The organism is Candidatus Uabimicrobium helgolandensis (assembly GCF_041508025.1).
GTDB classification, from domain to species: domain Bacteria; phylum Planctomycetota; class Uabimicrobiia; order Uabimicrobiales; family Uabimicrobiaceae; genus Uabimicrobium; species Uabimicrobium helgolandensis.
The window spans coordinates 5351532-5366999 of record NZ_CP165719.1; the positions used below are offsets into that span (position 1 = coordinate 5351532).

The following is a 15468-nucleotide window of genomic DNA, read 5'->3' on the forward strand; positions in this document are numbered from 1 at the left end:
ACCATACCGCAAATGGCTTGCTAAATGGGTACCATGAGGGCCTCCACCAACTATAAGCCAATCTAACATACAAAAAAAACAAGATTTCTTTACTATAAACACAGATAATGGAGAATACAAAAGTAAGTTTGTAATATGGGCCGCTGGAGAATATCAATATCCTAAGAAAATGTCTTTTAAAGGTGAACATCTCTGTACGCACTACTCTGAAATTACATCTTTCTCAGATATAAAAGGAGAAGATTGTATTGTAATTGGTGCATATGAATCTGGTTTTGATACGACAATTAATTTAGTAAAATCACAAAAAAAAGTAATACTTATTGACAGTTCTAATTATTTAGACGTAGTTAATAGCGACTCAAGTTATTCACTTTCGCCATTTACGCGAGACCGAATAAGGAAAGTGGCTAATGGTTATACATATTATAAGAATACTAGAGTAAAAGAAGTTGAATTTGATAAGGGCCTATACGTTGTAAAAACTACAAATAAAACATTTACTTCAAAAAATAAACCAATTAATTGTACAGGATTTGTAAGTCTTTCTCATGTGAAGGAATTATTTGATTTTAAAGAAGGTTATCCCGTATTAAATCATTATGATGAATCTACAAAAACAAAAAATTTATTCTTAGTAGGGCCTCAAGTAAAACACCGAAAAGCTTTATTTTGTGCCTTTGATATTTACCGTGATTTTTATCTTTTTTGTCGCAACATACTATCTAATAAAAATCATCTCGCGAAAATTTACATTATCAAAAAAACAAGAAGTCAGTTTAACGATGACTACAGCTGCAAGAAATGCTCCTTTAATGTTAGGAATAAGCTTAGTGCTTTTCCCGCAAGAAACTATAATTCACTTAGTGCTAGTTATTGGTATGCTTGTAGAATTTCCTCATTTAATTACAATAACTTATTTGCTAAAAAAATGCCCCAAATCTTTTCCATGCATTGTTACAGACTCGTAGTGCTTTAACATAAGGCAATAATATTTAAGTGAGTCGCAAAAAGTTTTTGAGTACGTTTCAAATCATTGTAGAATTTGAGTGTCAGAGCAAGGACAGCCTGAGAGGCGCATAACTGTGGCTATGTAACCGAAGGCTCAACACCACTATGACACTCAAAGGCAAGCTGTGTGCTCTTAAAAACTTTTTGCGACTTGCTTAACGACATCTGTTACTCATCGGAATGATGACAAACCTAATAACAGAGTGGTTATCACTAGGTCATTTTAATTGAGTACCGCAATAAGATCAAGGTGATGTAATTATTATTTGTACTCATTTTTGAGTACAAATAATAATTTTCTATTGAGCACCTGCTGCTAAAAGGATTTTTTCGATATTATCGAGTTTTTGTTCTTTTGCTCTCATAAGAGCAGTTACTTTTTGTGTACTTTTAATATTAACATCTGCTCCTGCCGAAATTAGAGTTTTGACTATATTGGCTCTGTTATTCATTACTGCTAGCATTAATGCTGTACCAGCAGGTCCTGTTTCGTTAATATTTACTTTATTTGCAATTAATACTTCCAGTATTTCTTTATGGCCATTTATCGCTGCTAGCGTTAGAAGAGGGTAGGGACTACTTCTATTTATATTTGCTTTCGCGGAAATAAGCATGTTTGTAATTTCTTTATCCCCATTTACTACGGCAACGAATAAAGCACTATATCCTTCATTATCAGTGTGGTTCACATTTGCCTTCGCTGCGATTAGCATTTCTACAATCTTTCGGTGCCCAAGTTCGCAAGCCAAAATCAAAGCACTTTTCCCAACGTTATTTTTTACATTTGGGTTTACCCTAGAAAGAGCTTCTTTTACTCCAGAGACACTACCTTTTTTTATCATTAGCAAAAGATAGATATTTGCATGTTCTGTTTTTAACGCGGTAGCACTCATATTTTTTTCGCTTAGCAATTGAGCAGTGTCTTTGTCAATTTTTGCACCTGCTTGAATTAGTATGTCTAAGATTTCTTTTTCACCATTCGCCGCTGCCCATTTAAGAGCTGAATTTCCATTATGATCTTTAATATTTACATTTGCGTTTGCAAGGATTAATTCTTTTACTACCTTTTTATAACTATATTTTGCTGAACGAATTAGGGCCGTTTCCATATTTTGGTTTTTTGCATCAATATTAGCGCCGGAAGAGATTAATGCGTTTGTCATTCTGAAGTTTTGAGAATGCATTAACAAGGTGTTTTCAAATGCATCTTGTTGATCTACATCTACTTCTTTTGACATTAATTTTTCAAATAAATCGGTATAATTATTTATAACGGACCACATTAACAAAGTACGTCCTTCATAATCGTATGGTAAAGTATTGGTATCGGCTCCAGAAAAGAGTAATATATTTACAATTTCTTCGCGATTTTCTTTAAATGCCCATGTTAAAGGAGAGTATTTATTTCGACTTCCTTTTAAATTAATATCAGCTTTTGCAGCGATTAGAAGCTGAACTATTTCTACATGGTTATGGACAATTGCAGAGATTAGAGCTGTGGCATAGTATTTACTTTTAGCATTGACATTTATATCTTCTTGAATTAAAACTTCTACAATTTTACGATGTCCATTTTCAACAGCTATGATTAAAACAGTACGTCCATCTTCGTCTGTTAGCTTAAGATTTGCTTTTTTTCGTATTAGAGTCTTAACAAGGTTGAGATGTCCAGCTTTTGCTGCCAGCATTAGCGCGGTATTCCCACAGCCTTCTTTTATATCAAGGTCGGCCTTAGCTGCGATTAATTCTTGTGCAACCTCTAAACGATTATTTTCAATGGCACATATCAAGGCAGTTTTTTTACTCTCATTAACAGTGTTGATGTCTATTTTTTGTGCAATTAATTTTTTTACTATATTTATTTTACCTAATAATGAAGCTGAAAACAGATCTACTTTGACACCAGCGCTAATTAAAGTGTTTATAATTTTCTTGTTCCCATATCTTGTAGCAAGAGAAAAAGGGGTATTTCCATATTTATCTTTACTGTTAATGTCAGCTTTAGCAGCAATTAGTGCCTTCATAATTTCAACATTTTTTCTACTTGCCGCCTTAGAAATAGCGGTTTCCCCATATGTATTCTTTATTTCTAGGTTGGTACCTGCCTTAATTAAAAATTCAACAGTTCTTATATTACCTTTTGAAACTGCAAACATAAGAGCTGTCTGATTGTAGTTGTCACAAAAGTTTACATCGGCTCCGCTATCTACTAATGTTTTTATTATTTTGTGGTCAGAGTATTGAGAGGCTAGAAGAAGAGGTGTATCACGATTGCTATTTTTTGCATTAACATTGGCACCTGCAGAAATTAGAGACTCGACAACCTCTTTACGGTTTTTCTTAATAGCTACCATGAGAGCCGATTCTTTATAAGAAAGGTTAACTGCATTTACATCAGCTCCTGCGGCTAACAAAGTTTTAACAATATCTTTAAAACCGCCTTGGGCCGCTAAAAAAAGAGCAGAATCATTAGGAGTTGCATTTACATCAGTCCCAGCATTTATCAAAATATTGACTATATTATGAAAACCTTTTTCTGCTGCGGATGTCAGAGCAGTTCTTAACTTACCTGTCGCATTAATATCCGCTCCAGCATTTATCAAACAGTTTATTGTCTCTTTAGAACCTGTTTTGGCTGCTACTTCTAACAAATAACCTTCAATTTTTGCTCCTGCAGAAATAAGAGCCTTTACGATCTTTGTATGCCCTTTGCTTACAGCAAAAAAAGTAGCTGTTTTATTATACCTATTCGCGATATTTATATTTGCTTTCGCTATAATTAACATATTAACTATTTCATAATCGCCATTTTGCGAAGCAATTATTAAGGCTGTATCTCCTGAGTTATTTTGAGTATCGATGTCCATCTTATGTTTTAATATAGCATTAACAATGTATGTATCGCCTATGCGGGCGGCTACTAACAGAGAATCATTTTTTGCTTTTGTATTGCAACGCGAAAGGATTGAATTTACAGCCGTAAGGTCTCTTTTTTTGACGAATTGTAGAAGCTCTGTCTCCTTATATTCTTGGACTTTTATAGAGATAGAGAATAGAAATAAAGTGATTGATAATAAAAGTAGCTTGTCCATTTTTTCCTCCTAGATTACTTATTATGTTTAGATGCAAATACAAATGTGGACTCTTCTTCTAAAACGCGATACTTACAAAAATCAGAGAACATCCATATCTTTAAACGGTGTTCCCCTGTTTTTACTGCTAACGCTTTAATTTTGTAACGAACTCCTCTTTTCGCTTCAAGATCTACGGGAGAAAAAACAACTTTGTGTCCTTTAATTAGCCCTTCAGAAGACCCTATTTTGTGGAATTGCGGTCTTTTTTTATATTTTTCTAAGGGATCACTAGGGATAATCGATACAGGAAGTAACCCTTTCGGGAATACTGCTTCAACAACAATATTTTTATCCTTTATTGTCCCAGCATTTGTAATTTCTATAACATATGTAGTCATTTGCCCAATCATAATAGGGTCGGTAGTATCGATAACTTCTAATAAAATTGCAGGGAAACCTTTTGCTTCAGTTTGATAACGCCGTACGGCATTATATTTATTACTTACAACAGAAAACTCTAAAGAATGTTTTTCTGGCACTTTTGTAACAAATGTGAATGTTAGCTCCCTCATTTTATTTGCCTTGAGATTGCCAAGAAGAAAAGTATTCTCTCCAACTGTTTTACCTGTATTATTTTTCGCAATACATGTCAAGTTTTTAGAAGCCTTCATAATTAACTTAGCATTAGAGATGTCAACTTCACATTTTACAGAAACCTTAGCTTTAATCCTTTTTCCTAAGTAAAAAATTTTAGGAACGAAAGCTTCAATACTTACTACCGAGGTATAGTGGTCAATGATGTTTAATAATTGCTTTGCTGATAGAGGTTGGTTAATTTTTTTTACGATTTTACGCATCGGATTTATAATCAAAATAGTCGATGTTTTTATTTTTGCATTCTTACTTTTTAATATAGGTATTTTGACCGCTATATTTTGTTTTAACCAAGACCTAATCTTTGTATTTTTCCACGTACTGTTTAGCATTTTTTTATCAAAGTTAGAGTGCTTTTTGACAAAATAAGCAATGATAAATTTATTACTTTTTTCAGCCTGAACATAGGCCTCGTCTAAACTTATAGATTGAAAAAGATTTTGTGCAGCAAGACTTCCATATAAGGTAAAAGCGATCATAATCATCAATAATATTTTTTGCATTTGTGCTCCTTTGACATTGATATTTCGAAACCTAACATTGTACTTGTAAACATATCCCTTGCGTTGTGTTTTTTTGGTACATTAAATTTCTAAAAATTTTTTAAGGTCTTGTTGGCACCTTAAATTCACGGAAAGAAGAAACAGTTGAGGCAGCAAGAGCTAATTATGAAAGATGTTCTAAAGGAGTGAGTTTGGATTTTATCGTAAATTATGTTGTCAGTGAAATGACAAGAAATGGAGAATAAGAGAAAAGTCTAAACATAAATATAGAAATGAAGTTAGCGCAAATGATAAGATGTACTTTTTGTAAAGTAAAACTTATAGAATACTTCGTGAAATGAGAATTTCATATACAGCTCAATGAATAGTTGAAACGTCTGCGCTTAAAAAGCACATGGCGGTTTTGAGGGGACAAAAGTGGAGATGGAAGAGAGGTAGAGAGCTACTTATCAAACAACCACAGAAAACTTATAGCCTAATTTTGGCTCAAAGTTTTCTATAAAAGAAGTTGTTAGTAAGTATACCTCTCATAAATACTATCAAAAACGCAAAAGTTACATCCTGAATCAAAAGATCTATAACTACCTAATACAGAAATGTCTCTATTAGCTTTATCTTTTTTTACATACATCTCCTCTGACGATATATCCTTCAGTAAACACTCCATTCTGATATTCAATCACTGCATTTATCAATAAATCACCTTTTCCTTTTTCTAGGCAATCTTCTACTGCTGATTTAATATCATATTTTTCTTCACTTTCGAATTTTCCAAGTACTTCGTATTCGCTAGAATCAAAGCTATTCACAGTTAAAGCAGTAAAATCTCCAATTCTTTCTGTACTTGAACAACCAATAACAAAAATAAAGATCAATAAGTAAAAAAATTTCATATTTTGTTTCCTCAATTTAACTACAATATTTAGAACGTGTTGACATCTAGTTTTTTTGATGTCTAGGACAATAGCAAAGCATTTAAAAACATGCAGTATCGTTACTAATAAGGCTTTAATACTCTTGAAAATAAGAGAATCATTTTTGTAAAGTTGGGGTATAGAGCTTTCTTGCCGTTGCGCATTACAGCCAAGAAATAGTAATGTAAGCTTCACTCTCTCAAAGTACAAATTTGCTAAAAAAACACATACCAATGCGCTCTAATAAAATAAGAAATTGCGAAATAATATTACGCAATATAAACTCGTGGAAAATTGCTATATACAAATCAAGGTTTTTAAAGAAGAGATGTAGCAAAGAATAATATACCAAATTTTACATAGAAATTTTATTCATCAGCTAGGTATTTTGAATGCGCATAGCAGTATTCTGTAAGTGAAAAATAACGACGCTGATGGATAAAAAATCATGTAAAATAGTAGATTGTTTTTCGCCGCATTCCTAAGGACTATCAATTCTTTCAAACCATAGATACGCGTTATTGTAAAATATTTTAATGCTTATGGTCAAGATTGTATTATTAATTTTGTTATTGAAATTACTAGTACCATAAAGTTGATGATGAATCTTTTAGCTCAAATTTTCGTTTTGAACTTTACTGTTTCTAAGTTACAGATCACTATACTATTAATTCTTGCATAGATAAATATGCAAAGCTTACAAATGATGTGGTAAAGTAATTGTAAGTGGCCTGACAAAACTGTGGGTCCTAAACATTACATTATTTTACAAAGGAGTGATATTAATGGCAGAAAAAAACTCAGTAGCCCAAAATTGTTATACAATGGCATACTATATACTTCCACCATATATCTTTAACGAAAAAGAAAAAGTTCTTACAGAACTCAAAATAGGTCGACTTGGAGCGATGTTTTTCTATACATTAACTTGCATGCAAGCTAATGATGAACCAACGCCTGAAGCAATGAACGCTTTAGCAGTAGATGCCGGAAGTTTTGAAAATCATGACTATTATGTGATCACCTACCCAACTCCACCTCCAGTAAATATGATGAACTCTGTAGAAGAACTTTTTGATAGCAAAGAGAGAAGTGTTTTAGCCCCTTATTTTTCGGCGGTAATACAAGAAAAAGAATCAAAAAAAATGAGATATTTTATTCTTGGACAATCACCACATGGAATGACCACTTTTCGTTCGGTGACAATAGATGCTGAAGGAATGTGTAATGCAAATTTAGGACCAGGATGCCTACCTGAACTACCACTGTTTTTGGAGATGTTGGACAACCATCTTACAAAATTGTAATTTATTTATTTTGTAGTAAGTTAGTTTGATGTATCAAATGTTTCTTAGTTGTGCACTTTTTTGTTGTCTTTAACTGAGAATACGAAGACAGGAGCGTTGTTCAATTTCTTTTGGTAATTCTGTGATTTTTGTGCCCGACAAATTCATATAAGTAAGAGAAGAGAGCTGGTTAATCTCTTTTGGTAATTCTGTTATTTTGGTGCAATTCAAGTATAGATAAGTAAGAGAAGAAAGTTGTGCAATCTCTTTTGGTAGTCGTGCTATACTTGTCGATTGCAAATTTAAATAAGTAAGAGAAGAAAGCTGGCCGATTTCTTTTGGTAATTTTGTTATTTTGGTCCAATTCAAGTATAAATAAGTGAGAGCATAAAGCTGACCAATCTCTTTTGGTAATTTTGTTATCTTGGTACCACTCAAATCTAGATGATTAAGAGAGGAAAGCTGACCAGTCTCTTTTGGTACTTCTATTACTTTAGTATAATCCAAGTATAAATGAGTAAGAAAAGAAAGCTTACTAATCTCTTTTGGTAATTCTGTTATTTCGGTACCACTCAAATATAGATGAGCTAGAGAAGAAAGTTGGCAGATTTCTTTTGGTACCTTTGTTATTTTTGTGTGTGCCAAACTCAGGTTGGTGAGAAAAGAAAGTTGACTAATCTCTTTTGGTAATTCTGTTATTTCAGTACTACTAAAATATAGATGGACTAGAGAAGAAAGTTGTCCAATTTCTTTTGGTACTTTTGTTATTTGTGTCCTACTCAAATATAGATGAGCTAGAGAAGAAAGTTGCCAAAAGAAGTCTGACAACTCTGTTATTTTAGTATTAATCAAATATAGGTGAGTAAGAGAAGAAAGTTGTCCAATTTCTTTTGGTAATTCTGTTATTTCAGTATTACTCAAGTATAGGTGAGTAAGAGAATAAAGTTGTCCGATTTCTTTTGGTATTTTTGTTATTCGAGTACCACTCAAATATAGACGAATGAGAGAAGAAAGCTGACCGATTTGTTTTGGTAACTCTGTTATTTTGGTCCAACTCACGGAATGTGTCAAGAAAAATGAGACACTAAAAAACAAATTCGTTAAAAAATTCTCCATCATAAGTGATAAGTATTGCGGCCATAAAGCATCTCCGCAACTTTTCGCTGAGTCAAAAATCTCGCCAGAAAATCTGTCAAGATTTTTGCTTTCATCGAAAAGCAGCTACGAACCTTTATTCTCAAAACAAGTAAATAATATTCGTTATTTTTTTCCTTCCCAATAAAAGCAAGGGAAGAAAAAAAACTATATAGAGTTTTGTTTGGGAGGATTAATCCAAACAGCATCAGGTACTAATTTAGGTATAGATATACCTTTTCTAAAACGTCCAGGATTTTGTAAGTATGCCTGATAGAGAGTATCTTTTCTAATATTATAAAAATGCTGAACTTGTCCATAGTGCACCATTTCAGGAGTAAAAAGAGCTATTCCAGTATGCCGATGTTCTTTGTTATACCACAGAAAAAATGTCCGACAAAAACTTCGCGCATCTTGTATAGAACCAAATCTCTCAGGAAAATCTGGTCGATACTTCAAAGTCTTAAATTGACTTTCACTAAAGGGGTTATCATTTGAAACGTAAGGTCTCGAATGTGTTTTTGTTATTCCTAAATCAGAGAGTAAAAGTGCAACATTTTTCGACCTCATTGAGGCTCCGCGATCAGCATGTATTGTAAGTTGTCCTTTAGGGATTTTTTGCTTTACCGTCGTTTCTTCAATTAAATCACTAGCTATTTTTTTACATTCTTTTTCGGCAATTGTCCAACCGACAACACAGCGACTATATACATCCAAAATTACATATAAATAAAAGTAGTTCCACTTTCTTGGACCTTTTAATTTACTGATGTCCCATGACCATAAGCAATTCGGAGCCGTAGCCAGTAGTTCTGGTTTTTCGTAATTACGATGCTGCCTTTGTTTTCTCCTTTCTTGCGAGCTCTCTTGATCGTGCAATAAACGATACATTGTTCTGTAAGAACATAGATATTTTCCTTCATCTAGCAATATCGCATAAACCTCTCGCGGCGACATGTCAACAAAACGCTCTGAGTTTAAAATTTCTAAAACATTTTCCTTTTCTTTTTTTGTTAGCGCATGGGGATAGCAACCCTTTTTCCTTATCTTTTTTCCTCCGTTTTTCCAACGATACCAACTTGCTCTTGCTATGCCAAAACTTTTACAAGCTTCTACTACTCCTATATCGTTCGCTAAAATAGCTACTGCTTTCATTATTTCGTATCGTTCTCTTCCTCTGACAGCTCTAGTATTTGGGATATTTTTTTTTGAGCTTCTATTATTAGCTCTGCTCGTTTTAATTTTCTTTCTAAAGCTTCTTTTTCTTTTTTCAATTTGGTTATTTCTGCTGAAGTGTCTATTTTTCTATCTGTTTTTTTCAACTTTGTTTGCTCCCATTTCCCCGATTCGTAATTGTCTCTCCACTTTTTTACTGCGGCATAATACAAGCCTTCTTTTCTCAAGAATGCTCCTATTTTACCTGTTCCGGCTAATGCATCCACTTTTTTTATTATCTCTTTTTTGTACTCTATTGTTCGCTTTCGTCTTGTAAGCTTTTTTTCTTGGAATTCTGGGTTTGGGATTTCTTCATTTTTTTGCGACACCTGTATTTTCCTTTTTCACCCTACTATTCTAAATTGATATTTTAAGGTGTCTCACTTATTATGGCACAGAGGGCAAGTTTAAATGAATGAGAAAAGAAAGTTGAGTAATCTCTTTTGGTATTTCCGTTATGTTTGTTGAATCTAATCTCAAGTAAGTGAGAAAAGAAAGTTGTCTAATTTCTTTTGGTAGTTCTGTTATTTGTGTGCTACTTAAATTCAGATGAGTAAGAGAAGAAAGTTGTCCAATTTCTTTTGGCAATTCTTTTATTTCGGTATCACTTAAATTTAGGTGTGTTAGGGAAGGAAGTTGACAGATTTCTATTGGCAACTCTGCTATTTTCGTATTACTCAAATCTAGTTCAGTAAGAGAAAATAGTTGACCAATTTCTTTTAATAAACCTGATGTTGAAGATGGATATAAACAAAATCTATTTGAGAAGTTACAATTGATGAATTGACAGTTTTCTATTTGACTAAAAACTACATCTGTTCGAAAACTACAGTTGTCAAAAATACACTCCTTTATTTTATATTTTTTATGGCTACTTAAGAAAAAAACGCAACCGTAGTATGAAGTGTAATTTTCTATTAATTCTAATGATCTAGATTTTACTTCCATTTGAAATTTCCTTGTTTTTCTGGTTATAATAAGACTTGTAGAGCTGACCTGTATAACAAGAATTGCGATTATTTCATAATTGTGGTATAATTATCTTGATATAGAATTTTTTATCAAATGTTGGTAGTTTATTCAAACTATACTTTTGTAAATAGAGAGACATCTAACGATGTCATAGCTCTAAAAAATAAAATGACCGATTTATCTCACTACAATTATCAAGAATCCAGTTATGTTTGGTACAGTGACAAGGCCAAAAAAAACCATCAAAAACACAAAGTTTCTTTTGAGGAAGCTGCAAGTGTTTTTCATCATCCCCTAGCGCAAACAATTGCTGACACGCTACATTCCTTTAATTACGAACGTTTTATTACTGTCGGTTGGTCAAACAAGCAACGTATTATTATTGTAGTTTACCGCGAATGGAACGATGCGATTAATATTATTTCTGCACGACGTGCTACTTCAGGAGAGCGTAAAAGTTATCAAGCAGGTGATGATCGTGCATTTTTATTCAACCGTGGTTAACATACCTATAACATTTTAGCAAAAGGTGTGGTAGGTAGACGAGACTGTGATTTGAGGTTGGGTCGTTTGCCATTTAACTAGGAAATTAACGATAGCATGTGCAATAAAAAGTCGAAAAAATTTCCCAGAAATACCGTATCTACCAGTTTGTTTTACAAATTTGGATAAAGCAAAATCATCTGCTAGTGCACTGTAACATTAATTCGCATTGACTTTGAGGACTAATACTTACAAAGGTTTGCGATCCCCTCCTGCTGGCGCAGCCAGCTGTTCTCCCACGGCAGGACCTACGTATGTTTTTCAGTACTTTTTGATATACGTAAACTCCCCTGTGAGGAGTAATCAGCTTTAGCTGATGTGAGGACATCGCAAATCAACATAATTTCTACTTTTGAACTAAGACAAGAATTAATGTTACAATGTACTAGATGGATTTATCACTCCCAAAAATTTCTATTTAGTTATGAATGCCACCGGAGCGCAGTCCTGTGTAAGCATTTCCTAAATCTAATAGTGGTTCATTGGCAGGTGTCAAAAATATTTCACTAAATACACGGTTGTTGATATAAGTAAAACCTTTTGTTTGTTCGCCTTCGCAAAACCATTGATGGATCTGAGAATGGAATTCATATTCGTTGCGAATAGTATCAACTGCGAGAGATTGTTCAAAATTACTTATTAAACGTGCTAATGGATTTTCGATAAGCGCTTTAGAAGCGGTAATTTTTATGGGATTTTGCCACTTGATAAAATTGAGACTTCCGCTATCAAGCTTTGCATTTTCGCCATGTAAATGCGCCATTTGTTGCCATGTACTTTTTAAGGTTTTTTGGCGTAAAGTAGATATTCCAGGTAATTTTTGAACAATTTGCATTACTGGAATCTCGATACCTCTTTTACTCTTTGTTCTTCTTACCGCTCGCATAGATTTGGAACTACCACTAGGCTTTGATTGAGAAATATTTGTTAAACCTAACTTTTTTAAATCGCGGTTCCAAGCTTTGCGGATTTTTTTAAGACGTACACGATGGTGTGCTTCCAATATTAACTCACGCCTGAAACCACTAACATCATTAACCATATCCCAAAGTCGAAAGCTTTCCGTTAGCACCTGTTGAAAAGTTTTTGCGCTATAAATACCAGGAATAACATCCAGTAGATTCCCTTGACTATCCATTACGTAATGAGCTGCATTACCAGTAATGGTACGTTTAACAATACGGCCATTGCCAAAATCAATTGTAACAACAGGCACAGGACGTTCTGATTGCCAGCATAAAATGAAATTATTGCGAAGATAAGTGGAAAGTCGTTTATTCGCGTACAACACGGTACGCATAAAACGTCCGTTTGCTCAACAAAACTCCTCGTCTAATCTTCCAAGAAGTTGTAGTAGTAAAATCGGTTTATTGTTTTTTTGCGCGATTTTTTTTGCCTCTTGGATGTCTGTGTACCAGTACAAGCCAGAAAAAATGGCATGCTTTTGTCCAGAAACGCGGTCAATAACATCAAATAGACGTTTTTGGGATTTTAATTCTGTAGGCAGACAATGATATTTTTGCAATAGCATTTGTAAGCCGTTATTTCCCATCTTTCGTAGAGTAGTGATTGCTTTTGCATCGTTTTTTTCCAGAGCTAAAGTGGTCAAATCTTGTGCTTGTAAAAGGCAATTTAAAAACAGCATAAAGATTAGTATATTACGCATTGCTTTCTCCCATATCGGAAAAGATTCACTATCAGTTTGAGTACCTGTATGATAGTGTACCACTGTTTTGCTGGTTGCAATGTAACGTGTATGTAACATTTCTGTGCGAAAGTTAAATGGGTAGGCGTATCATCAATTAAAACATTATACTAAAAAACTCGTGAGTCCTATAAAATCTATACTTTATACTTTGAATAGTTTTTACTAATTGATGACAGGCTCTAAATAAATAGGTACATTTTCACATAAAAATCACTTTAATAAAATTTTTAGTGTAACCTTTTGTGCTTCTTCGTCAATAAGAAGTATAAAGCACTCCTGAACCGTCATTAAACTTATGAAATAACCAAGCTGTAAAAGAAAGTATAATTATGAAATCTATGTTTGAACGGAAAATAATAGAAGCCATACCGCATTTGTTGCGTTATGCAAATATTTTTTTGTATGACAAACACCAGGCAGAAGATTTTGTCCAAGAAGTTGTTTTTAGAGCGCTTGAAAAAAAGCGGAGTTTTGATCCTAACAAAGGAAGTGTAAAGGCTTGGTTACGCGGTTTTGCAGTTAGAGTATTACGCGAATACCAGAGAAGCAATCGGACGATTCCCTATGAAAAAATAGAGGTAGAAAAAATATTAGTTACATGGCAGCAAGATGAAGACCATGATCCAATTCTTTTTGTACGCGAGTGTATGGATGAACTGCAAAGTAAGGATCAACACATGCTACACATGCGCTATCGCGAAGATTATTCTATAAAAGATATCGCTACTTTACTACAAAAGACCAGCCAAGCCGTAAAGACAAAATTGCATCGTTTGCGTACTGTACTATCGCGATGTATTACACAAAAACAGACTCGTCAGGATAGAACATGAAACAAGATGACTGGAAAGACAAACGATTAGAACAGATCTTATGGCAATATTTTGCTCATGATCGTAACCAAAGTCAAAAAATTTTTAGCGCTGCTAAGAGAAAACTCCACCGGCGAAAGTTTATTTTTGCCTTTGCAGCTGCAAGTATTTTTATCGTTGTAGCTACACTCAGCACTCTTGTATTTTTCTCGTCAACAAAGACAATCAATTTTGAAGGAGAACTTGCTACATTTGACAAAAAAAATAACCGTTTTGTTGCCACAAAGGAACTTTATAACAACGATCTTAAAAATGTAGGTAGCGAAGATGCAAATTTTACGTGGGGTAGTGGTTTTTTGCGCTTGCAACCTCTTGCCGAGATTTCTTTAGCTAAATTTCATCAAGATAATATCATCTACTGGCAAAACGGTACAGGTACTATTAAAACAACGAAAAAATTACAAGTACAAACGCTACTCTCATTGATTGAGATAAACAAGGGAACTATAAAATTACAACTATCACAAAAAAAGGAAATAGATATGAAAAAGCAATTAATCAGTTTAACATTTTTTCTTGTAGTGCAAGTAATTTCTGGGGAAGGATATGTAGAAGGTAACTACATTGAGTCAACGACAGTAAATACTTACGAAGAGAAGCGTAAAATTACCGTAACAAAAGTAAGTGCTCAACAAGTAACAACCTATTTTAGCTTGTGGAGAAAAAATAATTGGTACCATGGCGTACCAAAAACATTTCGCATAGGAGAAGAGATTCAATTTTTAGAGCAGATAGTTGGACTAGGAAAAGAAGAATGGAATACCGGTTACTACCTTGCAAAGATTACTTCGGAAGAACTGACATTAAAAAGCCATACTTATCCCCATTGGAAACACACTTTAAAACTTATTCCTAAAAAGCAAAAACAAAATATCCCACAAAATTTCCTACAAATAGAAAGTCCAAAGTATCACTCACCACTCACAACGGAAAAATACAAATTTATTGTTATGAACCCAGGCAATACCCAAATGGAAAATGCAAAAATTACCTGGGATTTCCCAGACAACCTACAATATGTCTCGGCAAATCGCGATATTCAAATAGAAGAAAACAACAAAGTATCGACAATAATTTCACTAGCTCCAAAACAATCTATACACATTGAGATGGACATCAAGGCATTAAAAGAAGGCAAAGCGCTAGGTAAAATTGTTTTACAAAGCAATAATGATCGCTACCAAAAAGAATGGGAAGTTTTTTTGTATGACTTAGTAGTTATGCTAGTTGAAGCATACGATACCAACGATCCGGTAGAAGTTGGGCAAGAAACTACGTACATCATCACTCTTAAAAATCAAGGAACAAACACTGCTACAAATGTACAAGTGAAAAATATTATTCCTCAAGGTATGCAGCTTGTAGAGGCAGAACCACAAGAGATAAGCATTGAAAATAATGTAATGACGCTGTTGCCAATAAAACGTCTAGAAGCAAACAAAACGTATACTTACAAAATAAAGTGTATTGCAAAAGAGCAAGGAAGTGTAAAAAACAAAGTCGAAATCTCTTATGATCAATTTAAAGATATAATAAAACTAGAAGAATCAACAACCATATATAAATAATACATACCGCTTAA

The 15468-nt window shown here is 33.7% G+C and carries 14 protein-coding genes; 5 read left to right on the top strand and 9 right to left on the bottom strand.

The window, feature by feature from the left end:
- Positions 1–67 precede the first annotated feature (67 nt).
- Entirely contained in the window at positions 68–979 is a 912-nt protein-coding gene (locus UABHE_RS19720) for an NAD(P)-binding domain-containing protein (protein WP_372371649.1), read from the top strand.
- 331 nt (positions 980–1310) lie between these two features.
- Here the strand turns inward: UABHE_RS19720 and UABHE_RS19725 are convergent, their stop codons facing one another.
- From UABHE_RS19725 to UABHE_RS19735, 3 genes are all read right to left on the bottom strand, one after another.
- Positions 1311–4103 carry an ankyrin repeat domain-containing protein gene (locus UABHE_RS19725; protein WP_372364973.1) on the bottom strand — a complete coding sequence of 931 codons (2793 nt, stop codon included), beginning with the start codon at positions 4101–4103 and terminating at the stop codon, positions 1311–1313.
- A 14-nt stretch (positions 4104–4117) separates the two neighbouring features.
- The gene (locus tag UABHE_RS19730; protein WP_372364974.1) at positions 4118–5242 is read right to left on the bottom strand and encodes a hypothetical protein; all 1125 of its coding nucleotides are present in this window, start codon (positions 5240–5242) and stop codon (positions 4118–4120) included.
- Positions 5243–5853: 611 nt separating this feature from the next.
- Positions 5854–6135 (bottom strand): hypothetical protein, encoded by a 282-nt coding sequence (locus tag UABHE_RS19735; protein ID WP_372364975.1) that lies wholly within the window; start codon positions 6133–6135, stop codon positions 5854–5856.
- Between the two features lie 806 nt (positions 6136–6941).
- Between UABHE_RS19735 and UABHE_RS19740 the strand changes: the two genes are divergently transcribed.
- Positions 6942–7463: a hypothetical protein gene (locus UABHE_RS19740; RefSeq protein ID WP_372364976.1), complete on the top strand. Its 522-nt coding sequence runs from the start codon at positions 6942–6944 to the stop codon at positions 7461–7463.
- Positions 7464–7532: 69 nt separating this feature from the next.
- On the opposite strand, the gene UABHE_RS19745 is transcribed toward UABHE_RS19740, so the two are convergent.
- From UABHE_RS19745 to UABHE_RS19760, 4 genes are all read right to left on the bottom strand, one after another.
- Positions 7533–8501 (bottom strand): leucine-rich repeat domain-containing protein, encoded by a 969-nt coding sequence (locus UABHE_RS19745; RefSeq protein ID WP_372364977.1) that lies wholly within the window; start codon positions 8499–8501, stop codon positions 7533–7535.
- 243 nt (positions 8502–8744) lie between these two features.
- Positions 8745–9818 (bottom strand): IS3 family transposase, encoded by a 1074-nt coding sequence (locus tag UABHE_RS19750; protein ID WP_372371650.1) that lies wholly within the window; start codon positions 9816–9818, stop codon positions 8745–8747.
- The gene (locus UABHE_RS19755; protein WP_372364978.1) at positions 9731–10120 is read right to left on the bottom strand and encodes a hypothetical protein; all 390 of its coding nucleotides are present in this window, start codon (positions 10118–10120) and stop codon (positions 9731–9733) included. Before UABHE_RS19755 ends, UABHE_RS19750 begins: the two co-directional genes overlap by 88 nt.
- 58 nt (positions 10121–10178) lie before the next feature.
- The gene (locus UABHE_RS19760; RefSeq protein ID WP_372364979.1) at positions 10179–10739 is read right to left on the bottom strand and encodes a leucine-rich repeat domain-containing protein; all 561 of its coding nucleotides are present in this window, start codon (positions 10737–10739) and stop codon (positions 10179–10181) included.
- A gap of 192 nt (positions 10740–10931) precedes the next feature.
- On the opposite strand from UABHE_RS19760, the gene UABHE_RS19765 reads away from it, so the two are divergent.
- Positions 10932–11267, top strand: a complete 336-nt coding sequence (locus tag UABHE_RS19765) for a BrnT family toxin (RefSeq protein WP_372364980.1) — start codon at positions 10932–10934, stop codon at positions 11265–11267.
- A gap of 457 nt (positions 11268–11724) precedes the next feature.
- On the opposite strand, the gene UABHE_RS19770 is transcribed toward UABHE_RS19765, so the two are convergent.
- A complete protein-coding gene (locus UABHE_RS19770) occupies positions 11725–12606 on the bottom strand; it encodes a hypothetical protein (protein ID WP_372364982.1) in 882 nt (293 codons plus the stop codon).
- Between the two features lie 15 nt (positions 12607–12621).
- Positions 12622–12972, bottom strand: coding sequence for a hypothetical protein (locus UABHE_RS19775; protein WP_372364983.1), 351 nt, complete (start codon positions 12970–12972; stop codon positions 12622–12624).
- A 371-nt stretch (positions 12973–13343) separates the two neighbouring features.
- Between UABHE_RS19775 and UABHE_RS19780 the strand changes: the two genes are divergently transcribed.
- Together UABHE_RS19780 and UABHE_RS19785 are read left to right on the top strand one after the other, a co-directional pair.
- The gene (locus tag UABHE_RS19780) at positions 13344–13847 is read left to right on the top strand and encodes an RNA polymerase sigma factor (RefSeq protein WP_372364984.1); all 504 of its coding nucleotides are present in this window, start codon (positions 13344–13346) and stop codon (positions 13845–13847) included.
- Complete coding sequence (locus UABHE_RS19785) at positions 13844–15454, top strand: DUF11 domain-containing protein (RefSeq protein WP_372364985.1); 1611 nt, start codon at positions 13844–13846, stop codon at positions 15452–15454. The genes UABHE_RS19780 and UABHE_RS19785 overlap by 4 nt, the downstream gene beginning before the upstream one ends.
- Positions 15455–15468: the final 14 nt, after the last annotated feature.

What these genes read in the sequence shown, in the direction of transcription:
- UABHE_RS19725 (WP_372364973.1), bottom strand. Translation starts at nt 4,103, where the DNA reads ATGGACAAGCTACTTTTATTATCAATCACTTTATTTCTATTCTCTATC.
- UABHE_RS19730 (WP_372364974.1), bottom strand. Translation starts at nt 5,242, where the DNA reads ATGCAAAAAATATTATTGATGATTATGATCGCTTTTACCTTATATGGA.
- UABHE_RS19735 (WP_372364975.1), bottom strand. Translation starts at nt 6,135, where the DNA reads ATGAAATTTTTTTACTTATTGATCTTTATTTTTGTTATTGGTTGTTCA.
- UABHE_RS19740 (WP_372364976.1), top strand. Translation starts at nt 6,942, where the DNA reads ATGGCAGAAAAAAACTCAGTAGCCCAAAATTGTTATACAATGGCATAC.
- UABHE_RS19760 (WP_372364979.1), bottom strand. Translation starts at nt 10,739, where the DNA reads ATGGAAGTAAAATCTAGATCATTAGAATTAATAGAAAATTACACTTCA.
- UABHE_RS19765 (WP_372364980.1), top strand. Translation starts at nt 10,932, where the DNA reads ATGACCGATTTATCTCACTACAATTATCAAGAATCCAGTTATGTTTGG.
- UABHE_RS19770 (WP_372364982.1), bottom strand. Translation starts at nt 12,606, where the DNA reads ATGCGTACCGTGTTGTACGCGAATAAACGACTTTCCACTTATCTTCGC.
- UABHE_RS19775 (WP_372364983.1), bottom strand. Translation starts at nt 12,972, where the DNA reads ATGCGTAATATACTAATCTTTATGCTGTTTTTAAATTGCCTTTTACAA.
- UABHE_RS19780 (WP_372364984.1), top strand. Translation starts at nt 13,344, where the DNA reads ATGAAATCTATGTTTGAACGGAAAATAATAGAAGCCATACCGCATTTG.
- UABHE_RS19785 (WP_372364985.1), top strand. Translation starts at nt 13,844, where the DNA reads ATGAAACAAGATGACTGGAAAGACAAACGATTAGAACAGATCTTATGG.